Here is a 17,064-nt window from a genome sequence, read left to right on the forward strand (position 1 = left end):
AATTTGTGACAGCCCAACTGACTGAAGTGGTCAATTCAGACAATTTGCCAAAGAGGCAACTTGAAAAACGAAGTGTATAGCATCTTTCAGAATAGAGAACAACAACGATAAAAATAACTGTATTATCATTGTAGAAACTGATAGAAACCTGAGAATACGTTAACTACACAGCTTCCTTATCACTTACATACATGCCGTTCTCTACAACTCGATAAATCACTTCAGCTATAGCCGATGATGTTTTTAATGCCCTGACTTGCATAAATAACTCATCAGCTTCAGTGTATTCTCTGCGTAGATAACCAAGCCATTGCTTAATACGGGCAACGTGATATAAACCGGTATCACCTTGTTTTTCCAAGAGTGTGTATTTCTGCAATAGCCGGAGCACGCCATGCCACGGCATTTTCGGCTCATTAAATTTAATCACCCGGCTTAAATTCGGTACATGCAGCGCACCACGACCAATCATCACTGAATCACATCCGGTGACGCTGAGGCATTCCTGTGCACTTTGCCAGTCCCATATTTCACCATTTGCAATGACCGGTATGGCAAGGCGACGGCGGATTTCGCCAATCGCCTGCCAGTTTATGCGTTCTGCTTTGTAGCCATCTTCCTTCGTACGCCCATGCACGACCAGTTCCGTTGCACCTGCCTGCTGAACAGCATCTGCAATTTCAAACTGCCGGGCATCGGAATCCCATCCCAGACGCACTTTGACGGTAACCGGCAATTCTGCCGGTACAGCTTGCCGCATGGCTTTGGCTCCACGGTAGATAAGCTCGGGATCTTTCAGTAATGTGGCCCCGCCGCCATTTCCATTGACGGTTTTGGAAGGACAGCCACAATTTAAATCAATTCCCCACGAACCCAACTCTACCGCTCTGACTGCATTTTCAGCCAGCCATGACGGATCTTGCCCTAAAAGCTGTATCCTGACCGGTGTTCCCGATGGTGTTCTGCTCTGGCGATGCAACTCAGGACACAAACGGTAAAAAGACCTTACCGGCAGTAAGCTATCCACGATCCGCAGGAATTCCGTAATGCAGAGGTCATAATCATTGACCTCACTAAGCAATTCCCTGACCAGTGAATCCAGAACGCCTTCCATCGGAGCCAGCAAAACGCGCATTGATTACTCTCCTGCTACCGCTTTAGCTGGTCTGCGATGGCGAGGTTTTTGTGATGGTGCATTTTTTGGCCATACATTCTTACTGCGTGGATGACCTTGGTTTTGCCTGTTAGCGCCCTGTCTATCATTGGTACGCTGAGCTCGGGGCTGATTGTTGCGCCCGTTACGACCATTTTGAATAGGCTCTGCTTTAATCGAAGGATCGGGTTCATAGCCGGGGGTGGTGATACGCGGAATTTCCCGCTTGAGCAAGCGCTCAATATCTTTCAATAGCTTATGTTCATCAACACAAACCAAAGATACTGCCTGCCCTGTTGCTTCAGCACGACCGGTACGACCGATACGATGTACATAATCTTCGGCAACATTCGGCAACTCATAGTTAACAACATGAGGTAGCTGGTCGATATCCAACCCACGAGCCGCGATATCCGTTGCAACTAATGCCCGTATCTGACCGCTTTTAAAATCAGCTAATGCACGGGTTCTGGCACCTTGGCTCTTATTACCATGAATCGCTGCCGCAGTAACACCATCTTTATTAAGCTGTTCTGCCAGACGATTTGCGCCATGTTTCGTACGGGTAAATACCAGTACCTGCTGCCAGTTCTGGCTGCCAATCATATAAGAAAGCAATTCTCCTTTGCGTTTCTTATCTACAAAATGAACAGCCTGCTCAATTTGTTCAGAAGCTGAATTACGACGGGCAACTTCGACACTGACCGGATCACGCAGCAATTTGTTAGCCAGATTTTTAATCTCATCCGAGAATGTTGCTGAAAACAGCAGATTCTGGCGTTTGGCTGGCAGTTTATTCAGTACCCGACGAATGTCATGAATAAAACCCATATCCAACATGCGATCTGCTTCATCCAGGATCAGCATTTCAACGTGGGACAGGTCTACGGCATTTTGATGTTCTAAATCCAACAAACGCCCCGGTGTTGCGACTAAAATATCGACTCCGCCACGCAATTTCATCATTTGCGGGTTGATACTTACCCCTCCGAATACCACAAAGGAACGTAACCGGAGATATTTGCTGTAATTGCGGACGTTTTCTCCCACTTGTGCCGCAAGTTCACGGGTTGGCGTCAGGATCAAAGCCCTGACCGGACGACGCCCTTTAGATTGAATGGGAGATTCACTCAATAACTGTAAGATAGGCAAAGTAAAACCTGCCGTTTTCCCCGTTCCGGTCTGGGCACTCGCCAGCAGATCTTTACCGGATAACACAACAGGAATTGCCTGTTGCTGAATAGGGGTAGGCTCTGCGTAGCCCTGTTCTTCAATGGCACGCAAAATATCAGCCTTCAAGCCGAGTGACTCAAAATTCATAAATAAGAAATACTCCAGACTTCACCATTCCTGATATCAAAATTCAGGGGCAGTTTTATGGGAAGAGAAAAGACGCGATAAAACGCTTAGAAATTACATAAACTGCAATGCACCATAGTTGCAGCATTATAACAGATATGTTTTTTCAAACAGCATGAAGCATAGGTAAATTTATGTCATCTTTACATCAGGATGCTTTAGTTTTAAAGTTAATCATACGATTGATATATTTATGACCATTTTCATGGTTCTTATCACAGGATATTTTCCAACATGGCAGCGAAAACGGCTCAGACGTCACGAGGCGAACAAGCTAAGCAACAACTTCTTGAATCTGCATTAGAGATTTTTGGCAAATCAGGTCTGGAAGGCGCAACTACCCGTAATATAGCCCAACACGCAAAACAAAATATCGCCGCCATTGCTTATTATTTTGGCTCTAAAGAAGGGCTATACCTTGCTGTCGCACAACATATTGCCGACAGACTAAAAGCAGAATTTTCCCTGCTGATTGCGTCTATTGACCAATTTTTTATCACAACGCCTCAACCTTATCCGCAAGAACGGATACTGGCCTTTATTCATCAGGGGCTGATTAGCTATAACCATCTCATTTTCGATAAAAGCAGCCTTAATCTCAGCCGCATTATGTCGCATGAACAATTGACACCGACAGAAGCTTATAGCGTTATTCATGAACAGGGGCTTGCTCCGATTTATTCCCGCCTGAATAAACTCATCGCCCATTATATCGGCGCTGATGAAGGTCATGTTTCAACTCAAATCCACACTCATGCCTTATTAGGGGAAATCCTCTCCTTCCGGTTGGCACGGGAAGCTCTATTACGTCAGACCGGCTGGGATAATATTGGTACCCGAGAATATGATTTAATTAATCAGGTCTTAACTGAGCATATTAATATATTACTTAATGGACTGAGGAAAAAATAACCGCCCGCAGGACGATCCGAAAATTTAATAACGTATAAGGGATAGTAGTATGAACACTAAAAAGTTTGCTCTTGTCCTATTAACGATCATCATTATTACTGCTGTCATTGGCATTTACTATTATCAGGAACGAAATGACAAAGAGTTAACCCTGTATGGCAATGTTGATATCAGAACAGTCAACCTTGGGTTCCGGGTCAATGGCAAGCTGGAAACTCTGCAAGTGGATGAAGGAGACACCATCACCGCAGGCCAGCTTTTGGGCCAGCTCGATAATTCTCCCTTTATTAACAGTCTCAATCAAGCCAAAGCCAACCGCGATGTTGCTAAGGCAAATCTTATAAAAGCAGAAGCCGGTTATCGTTCCGAAGAAATTGCACAAGTACGTGCTGAAGTTGCCCAAAAAGAATCTGCATTCCGCTTCGCGGACAGCTTTCTTAAACGTCAACAGGAATTATGGCAACGCAAAATGATTTCAGCCAACGATCTGGAAAATGCAAGAACAGGGCAACGTCAGGCGTTAGCCGCTTATCAGGCAGCCAAAGATAAATTACGTCAGTTTGAAGCCGGGAATCGTAAAGAGGATATTGCTTCAGCCAAAGCCCAGTTTGCTCAGGCTGAAGCGGCTGTCTCTCAGGCTGAACTCAATTTACAGGATACCCGCCTTCTTTCCCCCTCAGCCGGAATTATCCTGACCAGAGCCATTGAACCGGGTACTATTCTGGCCGCTGGCAATACCGTTTTTACTGTATCACTGACTCATCCGGTCTGGATAAGAGCCTATATTGATGAACCGAATCTCAGTCAGGCAACAGCAGGGCGGGAAATTCTGATTTATACCGATGGACGAAAAAATCAGCCTTATCACGGCAAAATTGGTTTTGTTTCCCCGACCGCAGAATTTACCCCGAAAAATGTTGAAACTCCCGATTTGAGGACAGATTTAGTTTATCGCCTGCGTATTATTGTCAGTGATCCGGATGAAGGACTAAAGCAAGGAATGCCCGTTACGTTGCGTTTTACTGACTCAGACAAGTAAGGCAACAATATGACCAGTTCAGCCTATACAATAAAACTGAACGGTGTGGAGAAAACTTTTCCGGGGTTAGACATTCCGGCGGTATCGCAGTTAAATGCAGAGCTGTTCGGAGGGTCTGTGACTGGGCTTGTCGGCCCTGATGGCGCGGGAAAAACCACACTGATACGAATGTTGGCCGGGTTACTGAAACCAAATCACGGCACGATTGAAATCATGGGGCTTGATCCCATTAAAGACAGTGTCGAAGTTCGTTCTAAACTGGGTTATATGCCCCAAAAATTTGGCCTGTATGAAGACTTAACCGTACAGGAAAACCTCAATTTATATGCAGATCTGCGTAGTGTAACTGGAGAAGAGCGACAATCTACTTTCCAGAAGCTACTGACTTTTACTGATTTAACCCGCTTTACTGGCCGACTGGCAGGTAAGCTCTCCGGCGGGATGAAACAAAAGCTAGGTTTGGCCTGTACATTGGTCGGCAGCCCCAAAGTGCTCTTGCTTGATGAACCCGGTGTGGGTGTAGATCCCATTGCTCGACGGGAATTATGGCAAATGGTGCATGAGCTTGCTTCTGATGGCATGCTGATTTTATGGAGCACCTCTTATTTAGATGAAGCCGAACTTTGCCCTGATGTTTTATTACTGAATCAGGGTGAATTGCTTTATCGCGGTCAGCCGCAAAAACTGACTCAGGGTATCGCCGGGCGCTCTTTTCTGCTTGATATCAAACCAGACTCCCGCCGGAAAATTCTGCAACAAGCCCTCACGTTGCCACAAGTCACCGATGGCGTGATTCAGGGCAGATATCTTCGTCTGATTTTAAGCGCCGGAGCTGACAGTGCTGAACTCGGCCAACACATAGGATTGCCTGATATCCGGCTCTTAGATGCGGAACCACGTTTTGAAGATGCTTTTATCGATTTACTGGGCGGTATCCCTTCCCGCCGTTCTGAGCTGGCAGAAATCATGCCGCAGATCCAGACAAATCCGACAGAAACCGTAATAGAAGCGCGCGATCTGACAAAAAAATTCGGGGATTTTACTGCTACAGATCATGTGAACTTTCAGGTAAAACGTGGGGAAATTTTCGGCTTACTGGGGCCCAATGGTGCCGGAAAATCGACGACATTCAAAATGATGTGTGGATTGATGCTTCCGACACATGGCAATGCACTGGTATTGAATATGGATTTAAAAACCGATTCAGGTCAGGCTCGCCAGCACCTCGGCTATATGGCACAAAAATTTTCACTCTATGGTGATTTAACTGTAGAGCAAAATCTGAAATTCTTTTCCGGCGTTTATGGTCTGAGTGGTCGCCATCAACAGAAAAAAATGGCAGAAATGATCAGTGCTTTTAGCCTGAAACCCATTTTGCAGCAAACGACCGACAGTTTGCCACTCGGTTTTAAACAGCGTCTGGCCCTTGCCTGCGCTCTGATGCATGAACCCGATATTCTGTTTCTGGATGAACCGACATCAGGTGTTGATCCACTGACACGCCGTGAGTTCTGGTTACATATCAATGGAATGGTGGATAAAGGCGTTACCGTGATGGTCACGACACATTTCATGGATGAAGCAGAGTATTGTGACCGTATCGGTTTGGTTTTTCGCGGAAAATTAATTGCAGCAGGCACACCTGACGAATTGAAGCGACAGGTATCAACGACAGAGCGCCCTAATCCTTCAATGGAAGATGTTTTTATCGACCTCGTGGTGAATTACGATAAGGAGCCGCAATGAGTCGTAATGAAGAAAATCATGCTGAACACGCTCCCAAAACCCCAAAAGCAGTCAGTTTTTCATGGCGGCGACTAAAAGCACTTTGTATTAAAGAGAGTAAACAGATTATACGTGATCCCAGCAGTACCTTAATTGCTGTCGTAATTCCACTTATGTTGCTGTTTATTTTCGGTTACGGGATCAATCTTGATTCCAGTAAACTTCGCCTCGGTATCTTGATGGAGCAACAAAGCAAAGATGCACAGGAACTGGTTCATGCATTCACCGGTTCACCTTATATTGATGCCACAATCAGCAATAACCGCCAGCTTTTGATCAATAAAATACAGGCCGGTGAAATTCGTGGCATTATTGTTATTCCAGTCAATTTTGATGTACAACTTGCCCGAATGGGTGATTATGCGCCAATTCAGGTGATCACAGATGGCAGTGAACCGAATACAGCCAATTTTGTACAGGGTTACGCTAAAGGGATTTGGCAAGTCTGGTTACAGCAACGAGGGCAAAATCAGGGCGTTTCCACAATTCCACCCATTGATATGCAGATCCGTTATTGGTTTAATCCGGCTGCAATCAGCCAGCATTTTCTTATTCCCGGTGCCATTTCAATTATCATGACAGTCGTTGGTGCAATCCTGACTTCTCTGGTTGTCGCTCGCGAATGGGAACGGGGTACAATGGAAGCTCTTTTATCCACTCAGGTTACCCGAACTGAGTTATTGCTTTCCAAATTACTGCCCTATCAGGTTCTCGGCTCTTTCGTCATGGTACTTTGCATGGTTTTTGCCGTCTTTATTATGGGTATTCCTTATCATGGTTCGCTCTGGATACTGGCTTTGATTTCCAGCCTGTATCTCGCTACTGCTTTAGGGATGGGGTTATTAATCTCGACAGTGACCCGTAACCAATTTAATGCGGCAATGATTTCCCTTAATGCGGCTTTTTTACCCGCCATTATGCTATCCGGCTTTGTATTTGAAATAAATAGTATGCCGGCGTTAATTCAGCTTTCTACGTATATTGTTCCTGCCCGTTATTTTGTCAGTAGCTTACAGACTCTCTTTTTGGCAGGTAATATCGGCACCGTTTTAATCACAAATTTGCTGTTTTTAATTGCCAGTGCCATCGTGTTTATTGGCCTGACTGCATGGAAAACCCGCCGACATCTGGATTAAAAAGGAAAGCACATGTTTCATCGCCTCTATACACTCGTCATGAAAGAATTACAGTCTCTCCTACGAGATCCTCAGACTCGGGCGACTCTGATCCTGCCCGTTATTTTTCAGATGATACTGTTTCCGTGGGCTGCAACACTGGAAGTTAAAAATGCCACTATCGCAATTTATGATGAAGATAAAGGACAGGCATCCATCGAACTGACCCAACGGCTAGCTAACTCTAAAGCCTTTCCTAATCTGATTATGCTGAACAGCTCTCAGGAGATTCAACCGACACTGGATAACCGTGATGCCTTGCTATTAGTTCGTTTTCCACAAAATTTCAGTGCTCATATTGCCAGCCACTCCCCGACTTCCATTCAGGTTCTGCTGGATGGACGCAATTCAAACAGCGCGCAAATTGCTGCCAACTATCTTCAACAGATTGTGATGAACTATCAGAAAGAGTTACATGGCAATATGCTGGGGATCAATAACAGCGAGCTGATTATCCGCAACTGGTATAACGCCAATCTGGATTATAAATGGTTCGTGGTTCCATCTCTGGTTGCCATGATAACAACCATTGGCGTCCTGATCGTTACCGCTCTTTCCGTTGCCCGTGAGCGAGAACAGGGAACATTGGATCAACTGCTCGTTTCCCCGCTTACCACATGGCAAATTTTCATTGGTAAAGCTATTCCGGCGTTAGTGGTAGCAACAGTGCAGGCAAGTATCGTTTTGCTGATTGGAACATTGTGTTATCAAATTCCATTTTCAGGCTCACTACTGCTGTTTTACGGCTGTATCCTGATTTATGGGCTGTCATTAGTTGGATTTGGCTTGCTCATCTCCGCCATTTGTTCAACACAACAACAGGCTTTTATCGGCGTGTTTGTATTTATGATGCCTGCCATCCTTCTTTCTGGATACATCTCTCCCGTCGAAAACATGCCCATCTGGTTACAGGATATAACATGGATCAACCCAATCCGGCACTTTACTGACATCACTAAACAAATTTATTTGAAAGGCGCTGATTTTTCGGTAGTCTGGCACAGTCTATGGCCTTTACTGGTGATTATTGTGACAACAAGTGGAACTGCTTATCGGTTATTTCGAAGTAAGATTGCGTGATGCCATTGCCAGACTATTAGTCGATGCATATTACCTTTCCAACATGTCCAAAATTTCGGCAAACTCCCCGATTTCTATTCCAGAATTCTCAAATTTCGGATGATAATTTTGCCATAAAAATGCATCTTCACCTTCTTCCCATGGAGGTTTTACAGGTTTACCTTTTCTCCAAAACTGAATGCAAGATATAACCTTCGGATCCCGCCTATTTCGGTAAATCCACCTTAGTTCTTTCCCTGTATATGAGCTCCCTCTCTTTATATTATTTTCATAATGTTTGTAAACGACCTCTTCCATATTAATTTCATCTAAAACAAAATGAATACATGAGCCTGTCAAAGACCCAGAAACCCAAGATAATCCTGCTTTGCATTTTCGGCTAGTTACTTGTTTTGTATAATAAAAAATATTTTTATTACAGCTATATTTAAATTTATCACGAAAGCGTATTGATTTATATTTACAATGATTATCTATTGCTTTATAAAAAGACTCTTGATTCTCCGGAATTTTACGCCCCGTTTCTTTGCGTAATTCGCATTCTTTCTCGTTTATTGAATATTGATCAATTGTTGATATGTTATCAGGATCACAAACAAGTGAAAATTCTGAGTATTTTTTAGCGTAATTAGATCTTTCTTTATTAAGCCCAAATATAAAATCACCTTTCTCAAAATTTGTTTTAAATGGTGGATGAAATGGCATACTTACCTCCCAATTCCTCTAAAACCAAATGTCAACTTAACTTAAAAATACAGATTTTAAAATCTAAAAATTGACAGTCAATAAAACGTGATTTTTTCATCAGGTTTCGACCTTCTCTGATACTTTAATTTTATGATAGAATTCTACTTATGAAGACTCTGGCATTTAGGGTGAATTACCATCTTTTGTGGGTAACAAAAAACAGTGCCATTAATTTTGAGATAATTTTTAAACAAGAAGAAAAATAGGCCATCACCCATGTAGTTAGCCCCAAAACGATAAAATCTTCTGTAAGATAATTTATTTACCAACACATTTCAATATTCTTTTTATGACGACCGATAACAGGGGAAGTCATGCCCCAAGATTACTTGATGTCATTATTCATTCTATTAGTTGATACATGTGATATTTCGTCTAGACTGAATAGTAAAAGATCTCATATTTCCCTTCACGATAGCTAACTATAGAAACATTCACTTTAAACATATAAACATATATAAGCTTAGCTAAATTAGATTATTTTAACTCATTAACCAGCGGACTCATTGGCAGCATGACCGCAAAATCACTTAAAATACATGAAAAATTTACCATATTTATTATCGAAAGAGAGCACCACACTCAAGATAGTTCAACAGGTTTAATATACACCCATTAATTATTATGGATATATCTAAATAGATTTTTCACTCTAACTTCTTAATTTACCAAATAACAATTTTATACAATATTTAATGTATTTTTAGGTATATCATTCATGTAAAACTGACTTATATGAATTATGATATGATATTGAACACTGATAATTTTTGGATTAAGAGCCTGCTAAAAATCTCTTCAATTGCGACTCTTACTCTTGGCCCCGAAGGAACAAGTAGCCAATCAGCAGCGAAATACCTGACTAGCTTAATAGGAAAACCCTTAGATACACTTCTTTTTGATACCTTTGAGTATGTAAACCAAGAAGGGCCATCTGGTTTAGATGATTCTATTGATATGGAAAAATGGGCGATCAAGATATTTTCACCGCATGAGTCAATGCTAATTCTTGTCACATTCAAAGACCTTAAGAACATTTCTCCAATAACAGAAAGTCGCCGAGTTGTATGCGTTTGCAATTGGAGTATCAGAATAAACTGGACAGGGGTTTTACTCGAATATTTATTTAACTTTTTAGGAATAAACCACGAAAAATATCTTTCATACAATCTAAAGCAAATAAGTTTTGGTACAAGTAAGGGAGAATATGACTCGACAATATCCCTTAATAAGGCATTAAAAAACAGAGCTATGATTATTTGGGCTGTAGACGGTTTCCCCCTATCCTTAGAAGAAGGTTACCCTATCCGTCTAATCGATTTTTCCCTACATTGGTATAAAGACGTTAAATGTTTGTCTGAATTGTACTTTACTGATAAGTTCGAACAAGGATTCTGGGAAAGCAAAGCGGGTTATTGCAAAGAGGGAAAAATAAAAGCAAAACCGTATCGTATTGTTGATTTACAAGAGCATCTCTTTATTAATGGCTCTGGAGAGGTAACTGATTTTTAGGGGACATACGCTTATGACTCAATTAATTGCCATGGCAGTTTTTGCTTTTATCACTTCTATCTCGCCAGGGCCTGTAAATATAATAGCAACAGTTACTGGAGCTAATTGTGGATATGTTAGGACTATTCCACATATAATTGGCGCTACAATTGGTTTTGTATCAATTTTATTTTTACTCGGCTTTGGATTAGCTCAAGTTATAAATGAAGTGCCATACCTAACCGAAATTATTACCTATATAGGAGGTTGCTTCCTATTATACTTGGCATATAAAGTTGCTATGCAAAATACAAGGATTAATGATAATAGTGAGCCAAATAATAGTGCTCCATCCCTTATACAAGGAATAATGTGCCAATGGCTCAATCCTAAAGCATGGATTGTATCTTTAGCAGGTATATCCGTTTTCAGTAGTCATGATGCCGGAATTAATATACTACTACTTTTCTGTGCGATTTTTTTCATTGTTTGTTATGCATCAATTTCAGCATGGGCTATCTTGGGGATAACTATTAGAACAATTTTGAATATACCTAAACATTATAAGATTTTTAACTTCACTATGGGTCTATTGTTAGCAATTACGGTCATATATACTTCTTTTATGTCAGGCTAGGAGCCGTTGGATATTATAACCCCATAATTTATTCAATACATCTCGATAACCGGATCATGACAAATGCCAGTAACAACATACTGGCATAATTTTGTTATATTTTTCATTACGTTGATATCAAATGAAAATACTTAATCTTATCTAAAAAACCTCACCCAATAATGATGAAAAAATTTAAATAACTAATTTTTTTAGGTGGTATTAAATCACGTCTTAAAATTCTCTCTCTCATTCACTAATGAATATATTGAAAACCTAAGCAATATTCAAATATGAGATAGATCCTACTAGTGTATTTACATTAACCCAGATAGCTTATTTCAACATAGATCTGCTAACATAGTTTACGTATGACTGTAATATTTAGCTATTTTTTGACGAAAATAATATACCAAATAATATCACTATCTGATAATTCCCCCATAAAACATCAATAATTCCTGAGAGGATATGAACATAGATGACCAAACAAAAATTCTATCATTCAGATACAGTACCAATTGAGTTACGCTCTTCTGAAAATTCGAAAGCCTGTTACGGGAAACACACTCATGAGGAGTTTTCCGTTGGAGCTGTAGACTGCGGTCATAGTGATTATTTCAATAGTCATATTGAGCATAGAATACAAGAGGGTTCTCTGGTTATAATTAACCCTCTAGAGGTACATTCATGTAATCCAGCTCCCAATACAAATTGGAGCTACAAAATGATGTATGTATGTCCTAAATGGTTAGGCTATGTACAATCGATGGTTATAGGTGAAAGAGTAACGAGTTTTATCCCATTCTCAATGAGTCATACCGATTCTCCAGAACTTTATGTACAGTTTCAAAAATTAGCTGACACAATCATTCTTGATAATGACAAAATGAAAATAGAAGAAGATAGCATCTCTTTTTTTTCAAATCTGTTTTCACAGTCCAATGCCATACCTTTAGAAAAGGTTGTATCAAAGAACAATGTATCTAAGGCGTATGAATATATTTTTGAAAATTTTCGAAACAATATATCGATAAAGGATGTTGCTGTTCATTCTCAATTGAGTGAATATCATATTATCCACGCATTTCGAAAAGCATATGGTATTACTCCACACGCTATGCAAATTGTAATGCGCATTAATGAAGCAAAAGTACTTTTGAGGCGGGGAATGAGTATAGCCTCTGTTGCAACTGAGTTAGGTTTTTATGACCAAAGCCACTTTCATAGGAACTTCAAAAAATTGGTCGCGGCAACGCCTGCGGAGTATAAAAAAAGTATCGTACTTTGATAAATTTGGGTGATCGGTAAAAGTATAAAGTGATCTTAATTAAGGTATCTTTATGAAACGAAAATCACTTCCAAAAATTTACCGATAATTTTAAAAGAGAAATAGTTAATTTGGCTGCTGAACAAAGTCATACAGGCCACAGGCAGTGAAATCTTTAGTATCCAAAAAAATCTTATACAGCATACTTTCTGATTTTTAAAATCAGTAACTTACCTGCTCCATATAGATGTGATGATAAAAATCTTCATCACTTACTCCTAATTCACATCCCCTAAATAGATAGGAAAATCAGCAGAAAAACGCTTTTCTACAATCAAGGAGCGTAGAGTTACAGGAAATAATGGCAGGTTTATAACATCCTTCAAATTGACCCATTGAGCACCTATTTGATCCCTATCTGCATTGATATCTCGGTTATGAATATCGGGATTCTCATCGGCAAGCGAGGCAAGAAAAATCAATTCAGTTTGATGGACTTCTTTATCAAATTCAGCAAATTCATGATTACTGCCTATATATTCTCTAACAAATACCAGCCGTGACGGTTCAATTTTATATGCTGTCTCTTCAAGACATTCTCTCATTAAGGTTTGAGTCAATGTTTCTCCAAACAGTTGCCCTCCACCTGGCAAGGTATACCATTCATCTGAATCCGATTTATATCTGACGAGTAGAATCTGATCTTTATGAATAATGATGGCTTTTGCTGAAATACGGATAGTGCTAGTACTACTTTGATTCACAAATAATACTCCGATAAAAGGGCCATTTTAGCAAAAAAGGCCCTGCTAAACAGGGCCTTTCATATATAAAAATAACGAGGGGAATGCCAGCAATTAGCGACGATCACCCAGAATGCGCAGCAGCATCAGGAACAGGTTAATGAAGTCAAGATACAGGGTTAATGCGCCAGTGATAGAGTATCTACGCATGTTCTCTTTATCGTTGACATCCAGCTCAGCACCCATTTCTTTCAGCTTCTGAGTGTCATAAGCTGTCAGGCCGGCAAAAACCAGCACACCAATATAGGTGATTGCCCACATCAGAGCCGGACTTTTCAGCCAGATATTGACCAAAGAAGCCAGAACGATACCAATCAACCCCATAAACAGGAAGCTGCCCATACCACTCAGACTACGCTTGGTGGTGTAGCCATAAACGCTCAACGCACCAAACATCGCAGCCGAGATGACAAAGGTGCTGGCAATAGAGCCACTGGTATAAACCACAAAAATGCTGGATATCGTCAGCCCGGTCAGCATGGAATAAAGCATAAACAGCCCGGTAGCTACGGCACCACTCATTTTATGCACCATGCCAGACAGCACAAACACCAATGCCAGTTGTGCAATGATCAAGCCGTAAAATACGATGGAGTTACTGAAGATGGCATATAAAATTTCAGGGGTATTTGCTACATACCATGCAACAAATGCAGTGAGTAACAGACCACAGGTCATCCAGCCATAGACCTGTGCCATATAAGTTTGTATACCTGAGCCAGCTTGCTGGACAATCGAACCGTTGGAACGTTGATATCGGTCCATGACGAGTACCTTTTATGACAATGTTGAAGGGTTAAGACTGTTTAACAATAAACAATCTGTTTCAAATGCTATACATTAGCATAGAACATGAACAAAACCATCTGCCAATTAATCACAATTTTAGTGATATATGATTTATCTACCTGCTTTTAGAGATAACCCGCAAAAGGCCTCATCAATATGTTTTTTATCATCTTATCTCATTATGTAAACCAGCGTTCTGCCGCTTCCTGATCACTTTTTCTTGCTTCTACCCAGCGTTCCCCAGCGTTAAGAGATTCTTTTTTCCAGAAAGGAGCCTGAGTCTTTAAATAATCCATCAGAAATTCAGCAGCGGCAAAAGCTGTACTGCGATGAGCCCCCGTTACACCAACAAATACAATTTCATCCCCCGGATATAGTTTCCCAATACGATGAATAACATTGATCCGCTGTAAGGGCCAACGCTGTCGGGCTTCATCAATGATTTTATGCAGCATGTTTTCTGTCATACCCGGGTAATGTTCCAGAGTCAGTGCCTGAACGTTATCACCCAAATTGTGATTACGAACTTTACCCGTGAACGTCACAATCGCACCATCTTCATCAGATTGAGCCAGCCATTGGTACTCCTCACCGACATTAAACACTGCTTGCTGGATACTGATTCGTGTCTTTTCCATCGTTAACCTCCGGTGACCGGCGGGAAAAAGGCCACTTCATCACCGTCACTCAGTGGGTGTTCAGCGTGAACAAACGATTGGTTCACGGCTGCCAGCAATTTCCCATCCTCCAGTGCCAGCGCCCAGCGTTCACCTTTTTCAAGTAGCGACCGGCGAAGGTGCTCCACCGTTGGATAATCATTTGGTAATTCAAGAGAATCAGTGCCTACCAACTCCCGTACCTGAGCGAAAAACAGAACTTTTATCATTTTTTCACCTTAAAATTTCCCGATTTTCCACCGCTTTTCTCCAGCAAACGTACCGGCCCGATTACCATATCTTTTTGTACTGCCTTACACATATCATAAATGGTCAAAGCTGCCACGGATGCCGCTGTCAGCGCTTCCATTTCTACCCCTGTCTTCCCTGTCAGGCGGCAACAGGATTCAATTCTGACCCTGCTATGTTCTGTTTGTGCTTCTAACTGAACTTCGACTTTGCTCAGTAACAACGGGTGACACAATGGAATTAATTCCCATGTCCGTTTTGCTGCCTGAATTCCGGCAATACGTGCGGTTGCAAAAACATCCCCTTTGTGATGGTCACCGGAAACTATCATAGCCAGTGTTTCAGCTTGCATTTCGACAAAGGCTTCTGCTCTGGCCTCGCGTACTGTTTCTGCTTTGGCAGAAATATCTACCATATGGGCTTCGCCGGATGTATTGATATGAGTCAGTTGGGACATTCTCGCTCCTGAAAAATAAATTGAGCCGTTAAATTAACCACCAATGAAAGAAAGATTAGGGGTAATACCACTATCTCCCTGATGCAAAAAGTGAGTTTCACGTTTATGCCTCAACCCACCCTGTATACGTAATTTCAAATCGTCGAGAGATCCGTCATCAGACAGCAAATCACGTAATGGAATTCCCTGTTCACCAAACAAGCATAAATGAAGATTACCAATGGCAGAAACGCGCAGGCGATTGCAACTTTGGCAAAAATCCTTTTCATACGGCATGATAAGGCCAATTTCGCCCTGATAATCCGCATGCCTGAATACCTGAGCCGGGCCGTCACTACGTTCCCGTTTTTGCAATTGCCAGCCTTGCTGGAGTAAACGACTGCGTATGACATCACCGGAAAGATGATGGTGCCGGAAGTGTTCACTCCCTTCTCCCGTTTCCATCAGCTCGATAAAACGCAATTGGATCGGGCGGTGTTTTATCCAGTCAAGGAACGCTGGCAGGCAGGTATCATTGACATTTTTCATTAATACCGCATTCACTTTGACTGTGCTAAAACCTGTTTCAAAGGCTGCATCAATCCCACGCATAATCTGAAAGAATTTATCCTGCCCGGTAATAGCGTGAAACTGGCGAGGATCAAGACTATCCACACTCACATTAATCGCTGTGAGCCCTGCTTCCTTCCAGCGGGTCACATCGCGCTCCATGCGGTAACCATTCGTCGTCACCGCAATTTTTTTAATCTGCGGGTTTTCATGCACTGCGGCTATTATGTCGCAAAAATCACGGCGCATAGTGGGTTCGCCACCAGTCAGACGAATTTTTTCTGTGCCTAATTCTGCAAAAGCGCGGCTAACACGGTGGATTTCCGGCAAAGTGAGAAATGATTTGTTGAGTTGATTGCTGCCTGGCTGGTAGCCGTTAGGCAGGCAGTATGTGCAACGAAAGTTGCATACATCAGTAACCGATAACCTCAAGTAATAAAACTTGCGGGAAAATGTATCGATAAGTTGTTCCACTATAACACCTTCCAATCATGGGGGATGCACGCATTTCTGCCTTGCACCCTGGTGACGCGGGGTCACGGCCAAAGCATCATATCGATGTGGTATTAATTTGATAGAACAATTTACGGTAGAATCAATTAATAAAAAAATTATACAACAAAGACTTAGATGCAGAGGCTAGGGGTTAATTCCAAATTTAATCATCATATGAATCGTGACATACGTGACTAAACCTTGTTGTGGGATTCTACCCCTTAAATCAGAAAAAAGCTAATGACAATATCGATATATATTTTATTATACAAAGGGTTACAAAAAACCATCAACATCAGGCTATTGTTACTGATTCATTTTGTTTACATCCTGAAATACTTGATAAAATCGCATAAAATCATAACGATTGCTAAAAACATCATACTTTATGATAGATTACATAAAATTTATTCAAGCACACTTAATTCAGTAGCAGGAA

17 protein-coding genes and 1 riboswitch are annotated in these 17,064 nt (G+C 41.5%); of the genes, 8 read left to right on the forward strand and 9 right to left on the reverse strand.

The features are described from left to right. Positions 1–163: 163 nt before the first annotated feature. On the reverse strand, positions 164–1,135 hold the full coding sequence (dusC, locus tag AAC855_RS14890) for a tRNA dihydrouridine(16) synthase DusC (RefSeq protein WP_340610610.1): 972 nt from the start codon (positions 1,133–1,135) through the stop codon (positions 164–166). 3 nt (positions 1,136–1,138) lie between these two features. Next, positions 1,139–2,473 (reverse strand): ATP-dependent RNA helicase RhlE, encoded by a 1,335-nt coding sequence (gene rhlE / locus AAC855_RS14895; RefSeq protein ID WP_340610612.1) that lies wholly within the window; start codon positions 2,471–2,473, stop codon positions 1,139–1,141. Between the two features lie 273 nt (positions 2,474–2,746). Here rhlE and AAC855_RS14900 point away from each other — a divergent pair, with 273 nt between their 5' ends. From AAC855_RS14900 to AAC855_RS14920, 5 genes are read left to right on the forward strand one after another with little or no spacing between them, the layout of a single operon-like run. Then, entirely contained in the window at positions 2,747–3,424 is a 678-nt protein-coding gene (locus AAC855_RS14900) for a transcriptional regulator (RefSeq protein ID WP_340610613.1), read from the forward strand. 49 nt (positions 3,425–3,473) lie between these two features. Beyond that, complete coding sequence (gene hlyD / locus AAC855_RS14905) at positions 3,474–4,463, forward strand: secretion protein HlyD (RefSeq protein WP_340610614.1); 990 nt, start codon at positions 3,474–3,476, stop codon at positions 4,461–4,463. A 9-nt stretch (positions 4,464–4,472) separates the two neighbouring features. Next, positions 4,473–6,209: an ATP-binding cassette domain-containing protein gene (locus AAC855_RS14910; protein ID WP_340610615.1), complete on the forward strand. Its 1,737-nt coding sequence runs from the start codon at positions 4,473–4,475 to the stop codon at positions 6,207–6,209. Beyond that, positions 6,206–7,384 carry an ABC transporter permease gene (locus tag AAC855_RS14915; protein WP_340610617.1) on the forward strand — a complete coding sequence of 393 codons (1,179 nt, stop codon included), beginning with the start codon at positions 6,206–6,208 and terminating at the stop codon, positions 7,382–7,384. Before AAC855_RS14910 ends, AAC855_RS14915 begins: the two co-directional genes overlap by 4 nt. 12 nt (positions 7,385–7,396) lie before the next feature. Beyond that, the gene (locus AAC855_RS14920; RefSeq protein ID WP_340610619.1) at positions 7,397–8,503 is read left to right on the forward strand and encodes an ABC transporter permease; all 1,107 of its coding nucleotides are present in this window, start codon (positions 7,397–7,399) and stop codon (positions 8,501–8,503) included. A 30-nt stretch (positions 8,504–8,533) separates the two neighbouring features. Here AAC855_RS14920 and AAC855_RS14925 read toward each other — a convergent pair whose 3' ends face one another. Continuing rightward, the gene (locus AAC855_RS14925; RefSeq protein WP_340610620.1) at positions 8,534–9,208 is read right to left on the reverse strand and encodes a hypothetical protein; all 675 of its coding nucleotides are present in this window, start codon (positions 9,206–9,208) and stop codon (positions 8,534–8,536) included. Between the two features lie 789 nt (positions 9,209–9,997). Between AAC855_RS14925 and AAC855_RS14930 the strand changes: the two genes are divergently transcribed. The 3 genes from AAC855_RS14930 to AAC855_RS14940 all read left to right on the forward strand — a co-directional run bounded on the left by AAC855_RS14930 (position 9,998) and on the right by AAC855_RS14940 (position 12,648). After that, positions 9,998–10,762, forward strand: a complete 765-nt coding sequence (locus AAC855_RS14930) for a molybdopterin-dependent oxidoreductase (RefSeq protein WP_340610622.1) — start codon at positions 9,998–10,000, stop codon at positions 10,760–10,762. A 13-nt stretch (positions 10,763–10,775) separates the two neighbouring features. Then, on the forward strand, positions 10,776–11,378 hold the full coding sequence (locus AAC855_RS14935) for a LysE family translocator (RefSeq protein WP_340610624.1): 603 nt from the start codon (positions 10,776–10,778) through the stop codon (positions 11,376–11,378). A 460-nt stretch (positions 11,379–11,838) separates the two neighbouring features. Beyond that, positions 11,839–12,648 (forward strand): AraC family transcriptional regulator, encoded by an 810-nt coding sequence (locus tag AAC855_RS14940; protein WP_340610626.1) that lies wholly within the window; start codon positions 11,839–11,841, stop codon positions 12,646–12,648. 257 nt (positions 12,649–12,905) lie between these two features. Here AAC855_RS14940 and AAC855_RS14945 read toward each other — a convergent pair whose 3' ends face one another. The 6 genes from AAC855_RS14945 to moaA all read right to left on the reverse strand — a co-directional run bounded on the left by AAC855_RS14945 (position 12,906) and on the right by moaA (position 16,607). Beyond that, positions 12,906–13,391 carry an NUDIX domain-containing protein gene (locus AAC855_RS14945; protein WP_340610628.1) on the reverse strand — a complete coding sequence of 162 codons (486 nt, stop codon included), beginning with the start codon at positions 13,389–13,391 and terminating at the stop codon, positions 12,906–12,908. 93 nt (positions 13,392–13,484) lie between these two features. Continuing rightward, positions 13,485–14,195: a Bax inhibitor-1/YccA family protein gene (locus AAC855_RS14950; RefSeq protein WP_340610630.1), complete on the reverse strand. Its 711-nt coding sequence runs from the start codon at positions 14,193–14,195 to the stop codon at positions 13,485–13,487. Positions 14,196–14,398: 203 nt separating this feature from the next. Then, a complete protein-coding gene (gene moaE / locus AAC855_RS14955; RefSeq protein ID WP_340610632.1) occupies positions 14,399–14,857 on the reverse strand; it encodes a molybdopterin synthase catalytic subunit MoaE in 459 nt (152 codons plus the stop codon). 2 nt (positions 14,858–14,859) lie between these two features. Further along, positions 14,860–15,105: a molybdopterin synthase sulfur carrier subunit gene (gene moaD, locus AAC855_RS14960; RefSeq protein ID WP_340610633.1), complete on the reverse strand. Its 246-nt coding sequence runs from the start codon at positions 15,103–15,105 to the stop codon at positions 14,860–14,862. Continuing rightward, positions 15,102–15,581, reverse strand: a complete 480-nt coding sequence (moaC, locus tag AAC855_RS14965; RefSeq protein ID WP_340610634.1) for a cyclic pyranopterin monophosphate synthase MoaC — start codon at positions 15,579–15,581, stop codon at positions 15,102–15,104. The genes moaD and moaC overlap by 4 nt, the downstream gene beginning before the upstream one ends. Before the next feature lie 33 nt (positions 15,582–15,614). Next, on the reverse strand, positions 15,615–16,607 hold the full coding sequence (gene moaA, locus AAC855_RS14970; protein ID WP_340610673.1) for a GTP 3',8-cyclase MoaA: 993 nt from the start codon (positions 16,605–16,607) through the stop codon (positions 15,615–15,617). Next, positions 16,594–16,788: riboswitch (molybdenum cofactor riboswitch) on the reverse strand. Its footprint overlaps the gene before it by 14 nt. Positions 16,789–17,064: the final 276 nt, after the last annotated feature.

This window comes from Xenorhabdus bharatensis, assembly GCF_037996705.1.
Taxonomy (GTDB): domain Bacteria; phylum Pseudomonadota; class Gammaproteobacteria; order Enterobacterales; family Enterobacteriaceae; genus Xenorhabdus; species Xenorhabdus bharatensis.